Source organism: Alcanivorax sp. HI0044 (genome assembly GCF_001634945.1).
Genome location: NZ_LWEZ01000775.1, coordinates 1 through 4752, shown reverse-complemented (window position 1 = coordinate 4752; position 4752 = coordinate 1). Strand labels below are relative to the sequence as shown.

At 55.1% G+C, this 4752-nt stretch carries 6 protein-coding genes, 1 rRNA gene and 1 pseudogene; 4 read left to right on the top strand and 4 right to left on the bottom strand.

Going from position 1 to position 4752, the window contains the following annotated elements:
* Positions 1-40 precede the first annotated feature (40 nt).
* A 5S ribosomal RNA gene (gene rrf, locus A3730_RS09335) occupies positions 41-156 on the top strand.
* Between the two features lie 170 nt (positions 157-326).
* Positions 327-866 carry a tyrosine-protein phosphatase gene (locus A3730_RS09330; protein WP_063521136.1) on the top strand — a complete coding sequence of 180 codons (540 nt, stop codon included), beginning with the start codon at positions 327-329 and terminating at the stop codon, positions 864-866.
* Here A3730_RS09330 and yegS read toward each other — a convergent pair.
* Positions 858-1760, bottom strand: coding sequence for a lipid kinase YegS (gene yegS / locus A3730_RS09325; protein ID WP_063521137.1), 903 nt, complete (start codon positions 1758-1760; stop codon positions 858-860). The genes A3730_RS09330 and yegS overlap by 9 nt on opposite strands.
* A 195-nt stretch (positions 1761-1955) precedes the next feature.
* On the opposite strand from yegS, the gene A3730_RS09320 reads away from it, so the two are divergent.
* Both A3730_RS09320 and A3730_RS09315 read left to right on the top strand, forming a co-directional pair.
* Positions 1956-2156, top strand: coding sequence for a DUF2061 domain-containing protein (locus A3730_RS09320; RefSeq protein ID WP_063521138.1), 201 nt, complete (start codon positions 1956-1958; stop codon positions 2154-2156).
* 77 nt (positions 2157-2233) lie between these two features.
* Entirely contained in the window at positions 2234-2917 is a 684-nt protein-coding gene (locus tag A3730_RS09315; RefSeq protein WP_063521139.1) for a TetR/AcrR family transcriptional regulator, read from the top strand.
* Positions 2918-2935: 18 nt separating this feature from the next.
* Here A3730_RS09315 and A3730_RS09310 read toward each other — a convergent pair whose 3' ends face one another.
* The 3 genes and pseudogenes from A3730_RS09310 to A3730_RS09300 form a co-directional block, all read right to left on the bottom strand.
* Complete coding sequence (locus A3730_RS09310; RefSeq protein ID WP_063521140.1) at positions 2936-3727, bottom strand: class I SAM-dependent methyltransferase; 792 nt, start codon at positions 3725-3727, stop codon at positions 2936-2938.
* 14 nt (positions 3728-3741) lie between these two features.
* Entirely contained in the window at positions 3742-4308 is a 567-nt protein-coding gene (locus tag A3730_RS09305; RefSeq protein ID WP_063521141.1) for a TetR/AcrR family transcriptional regulator, read from the bottom strand.
* A gap of 11 nt (positions 4309-4319) precedes the next feature.
* Positions 4320-4752, bottom strand: a pseudogene (locus tag A3730_RS09300) (valine--tRNA ligase); the annotation flags it as partial.

Below are 4752 nucleotides of genomic sequence, written 5' to 3'. Positions count from 1 at the left end.
TTTGGTCATCCTGATTATTCAGGACAACCAAACCAGTTTGCCTGACGACCATAGAATGTTGGAACCACCTGATCCCATGCCGAACTCAGAAGTGAAACGACATATCGCCGATGGTAGTGTGGGGCTTCCCCATGTGAGAGTAGGTCATCGTCAGGCTCTTAAACCAAACAAAAAACCCCCGCCACGAAAGTGACGGGGGTTTTTTGTATTCAGGGTTTGGACATCCCTGCTCAACCCCGCGCTATTACATTCAACGCCTCCCTGTAATACGTTTGCCAAAAAGACCCGCCAGACTGCGCTGACGTTCAATGCTGCGGAGTCTTGCCATGTTGTTGTATACAGCTGTTGCTATCCCTTTTGTTGCCTTGTTCATTTATCGGTACCGCAAGCTGATGTATCACTTCCGCGTAGTGGAGTCCGGCAAGCTTTACCGTAGTGGTACTCTGGGGCCGGTTGGGTTACGTATCATGCACCGGGTGCTGAAAATCAACACTATCGTTAATTTGCGCCTGGAGTCTGAGTACAGCAAGAATGGGTGGTATGCACGGCAAGAGGCATACTGTCGTCGCCATGGGTTGAATCTGGTTAATATTCCAATGGCTCAGGACACTCCGCCAACAGAAGCGCAGATTCTGCAATTAATGGGGGAAATTGACCGCACGGGAAGCCGTTGCCTGGTGCACTGCGAGATGGGGGTTATCCGTACCGGCATGATGGTTGTGGCAGTAGCAACCCGCCGCTACGGGGTAAAGGATCTGGCGGTGTGGGAACACTTTCCCTTGTATGGCCACAAGCTGGATCAACGCCGGCAGAAAGTTCGCGAGTTTGTTCAGCGTTGTGGCGGCTCTCAGCAGGCATCAGCCTAACAGGGGGCTGCGCTCTGGCAGATACAGGCGCAATGCATTCGGAATGGCACGGATGCGAAAGGTGGTACTCTGTATGGGTTCGCCGTCCAGATTCAGGTTCATTGAGGTGGGGGTCTCAATGTGCATCTCACTGAGTCGGGTGCGTACAAAAAGGCCTTCCTGGCTTGGGTCTTGACGGGCCTCGCTGTCGAACAGTTCTTTTACGCCGGCGAGCAAGTCCATGTCGGCGGGCAAGATTGCCACATCGAACAGGCCATTATTAATCAGTGCATCGGGACATAACCGCTGTCCACCACCAGCTTGGCGGCCATTGCCCAGACCCAGGGCGAGGAATTCACCTTCCCATTCGAAGTCTTCACCCTTGAAGTGCCCTTTGGCTGATTCGATTTCCGGGAAGCGGGTTAGCCCGGTGAGCAGGTAGGCTGCACCACCAAGCATCTTTTTTAAATCTTCCGACGTCTGGGTCGTCACTTCTGTACCGAAACCGCCGGTAGCCATGTTGAGGAAATAATGGTCGTTAACCTGTATGACGTCGCAGGGCTGCGGAATATTCTCGAGCAAGGACAGGCTGGCTGCAGGTTCCACAGGGATCTCAGCAGCAGTCGCAAAATCGTTTGCTGTGCCGAGGGGGAGGATTGCCAGTTCCAGATCCTTTTGACCACTCTCCATCAACGCCTGGGTAATGTCGCGTACGGATCCGTCACCGCCCCCGGCAATGATGGTGGTAAAGCCGTTATTCAGCGCTTCGTGCACATAGCGTTTCGCGTCGCCGGCTTCCCAGGTGACTCGAACAGCCAGCTCATGGCCCTGATCACGCCAGTCCATAACCGCATCGCGAACTGCCTGATTAGCGGCTTGTTTGCCGTGGAGGATCAGTAAGGCTTTCTTGCTCATGATGTAAACCCTGTGGTTGGCGGATGCCATAGAGTAAAGCACTGCGCGTGACTGGCGCATGATTTAGGGGGCAAGTTAACAATCCTTGATAATCGCGTAGTGATAATGATTGCTATTAGCTATTGTTGAGATATGGGAATAGTATTTCTCTATAGGGATAGGGTTGGCGATGATAATCGAAAAGGAGGGCATGTTATGGCCAAGACAATCAGTTTTGGAGCAATGCATATTTCGGTGGCGTTTCTGGTCGTCTGGGCGATGACCGGTGACTGGCGTATCGGGGGTTTGACCGCGTTGGTGGAGCCATGCGTGAATACGGTGGCCTATCACTTTCACGAAAAGGTCTGGAAGCGCCACAGGAGTAGTGATGGGGTGAGCGGAACGGTCATGGCTTAGGATAAACTCGGTGTTTACTCTGTGATGACCGTTGGTTAAGCTACCGCAAAGTATACATTGTAAGGGGTATTTGTCAGGTGCAGACAGGAAGCAGTGACATTGATGCGATTCGCCAGGTGGTGAATCAGGTGTTGGAAGTGCATGCCCGCGAAGAAGGGGGGCAACGCTCCCAGGCGCGGGCGGAGATCCTGATCCATTCCATGCAGGTTTTTGCCCAGCGCGGGTTGCAGCGCACGACAGTTCAACACCTGCTGGATGCTTCTGACGTGTCACGCCGTACTTTCTACAAGTACTTCCGCAACAAGATGGATGTGCTGGAAAGCATTTACCGTATTTTTGTGGATAACATGCTGCTGCACTTCCACAAAGAGGTGAAGCAGGCATCGTCTGCCAATGACATCATCCGCAACACTACCAAGGTGTATTTCGATTACCACGTGAGTATGGGGCCGGTGATCAAGCTGATGATGGAAGAGGCTCGCTCTTCTGATTCAGCCCTTGCGCCACACCGTACTCGCGCACAAACCCTGGCATCGGAAGTGCTTGCGGTACAGATTAACCGCTTTACCGGCAAGAACTACGAACCACTGGTTTTTCTGACCATGCTCTGGATGCTGGAAAACTACTCGTTGTACATCTTCGAGGACGGAGGCTTTTCCCAGGAGCGGCTGGACCAGTGTTTGCGCGTGGCGGTGGGGGTGGCTGAATCCCTGGTGCTGGGTGAGGTTACGCCGGGCATGCTGGAGCGCCCGGCGTCGTGAGGTTTCTGTCGGGCCGGGTTACTCCGGCTTGACGAATTTGAGTGTCATTCGGTCGCTCTCCCCGATCGCTTCATAAGTGTCCCGGTCCTTGTCGCCGAGCCTCAGGCTGGGGGGGAGAGTCCAGACCCCGGCAGGATGGTTGGCCTGATCCTTGGGGTTGGCGTTAATTTCCGATTGATCTACCAGTTTGAACCCGGCCTGTTCGGCCTGGGCAATCACATACCCTTCGCTCATGTATCCCGTTTCGATCTGCCTTTCCAGTGGCCGCACTTCCGGTGCGCGATGCTCAACCACGCCGAGAATGCCGCCGGGTTTAAGGGCCTGGTAAAAGCTGGCAAACACGGCTTCGGTCTTGCCGGCCTTGGCCCAGTTATGCACGTTGCGAAAGGTTAGAACGCGGTCTACTGTGCCCGCCGGGGCGATAACGGTGTAGCTGGGAGGGTTGAGCGCGGTGACGCGGACGTGATCGTAGATCTCCGGGTGTTCTGCCAGTTTGGCCTTGAACTGGGTCACGGACCGGCGGTAGAAAGGGATGTCGCTGTCTTCAGGGAAGTGGGCGGCGTAATAAGTGCCAGACTTGTAAAGCCAGGGCGCCAGAATCGACGTGTACCAGCCGCCACCGGGCCATATTTCCACCACAGTCATGTCCTTTTGGACATCGAAGAAATTCAGGGTTGCTACCGGATGGCGGTATTCGTCACGGGCTTTTTCCTGCGGGGTGCGGTGGGGGGCATCGGTCAGCTGACTCAGTGTTCCTGCGTGAATCAGGGTGGTGGAAAGCAACGCGGTGAAGATAACCATAAGGCGCATGATCTCGACTCTTCCTATCTGAGGCCGCGGATCAACACCTTCATGTAGTCTGCGGCTTGTTGTTCCAGGCTGCCCTCTCCTGTGAGGGCCCATGTATACGTGGTTCCGGTGACAAGGTTTACCATCATCAGAATCGTATCGCGAGTGGGAAGGGCAACGAAATAGCCGTCTTTGCGCAGCTCATTGAAAAACGCGTCAGCCAGCGGGAGGTTTTGTTCCATCAGGGCCAGGTACTGGCGCTGGATGTCGCCCATGAAATCACCTGCCTCCTGAATCAGTACCCGGGAAAAATCCTGATTCTGTTCCAGGTAGCGTGCCACTGCACGGCACAGGCTTTCGAGGCGCTCCAGTGGGGGCGAGACGCTGATCAGTTCGGAGAGGATCAGGTCGCGTATGGTATTCAGGTTTTCCTTCACAATGGTTAGCAGCAAGGCTTCCTTGGAAGGAAAGAATTTATAGATGGTGGCCTTGCCCACGCCGGCCCGCTCGGCGATGGTTTTCACCTCTGCACTGCGGAAGCCTTCGCTGGCGAAGACTTCCTGGGCGCAGGTGAGTATGCGGGCGCGGCGGGGATCATCCATGATGGCCGTCCTTACAGGTATTTGATTTTTTCCAGCTGCTCTTCGAGCTTGGCGAGCTGGGAGCGGTAGTCGTCCAGCTTGGCTTTTTCCTTGTCCACCACGGCTTGGGGGGCCTTGTCGACAAACTTGGGGTTCTTCAGCTTGCCTTCTGCGCGGCCCACTTCCTTGCGCAGCTTGTCGGTCTCTTTGGACAAGCGTTCGATCTCCGCTTCCTTGTCGATCAGCCCGGCCATGGGTACCAAAATCTCCATGTCGCCTACCAACGCGGTGGCGGAGGCAGGGGCGGAGTCTTCCGCTGCCAGCCAGGTAATGGATTCCAGTTTGGCCAGTTTACTCAGGAAGACGCGGTTGGCGTCCAGCAGGGCCTGGTCGGAGTCTTTGCCGTTATGCAGATAAATTGGCAACGCCTTGCCTAGCGGGATGCCCATCTCGCCGCGGATGTTG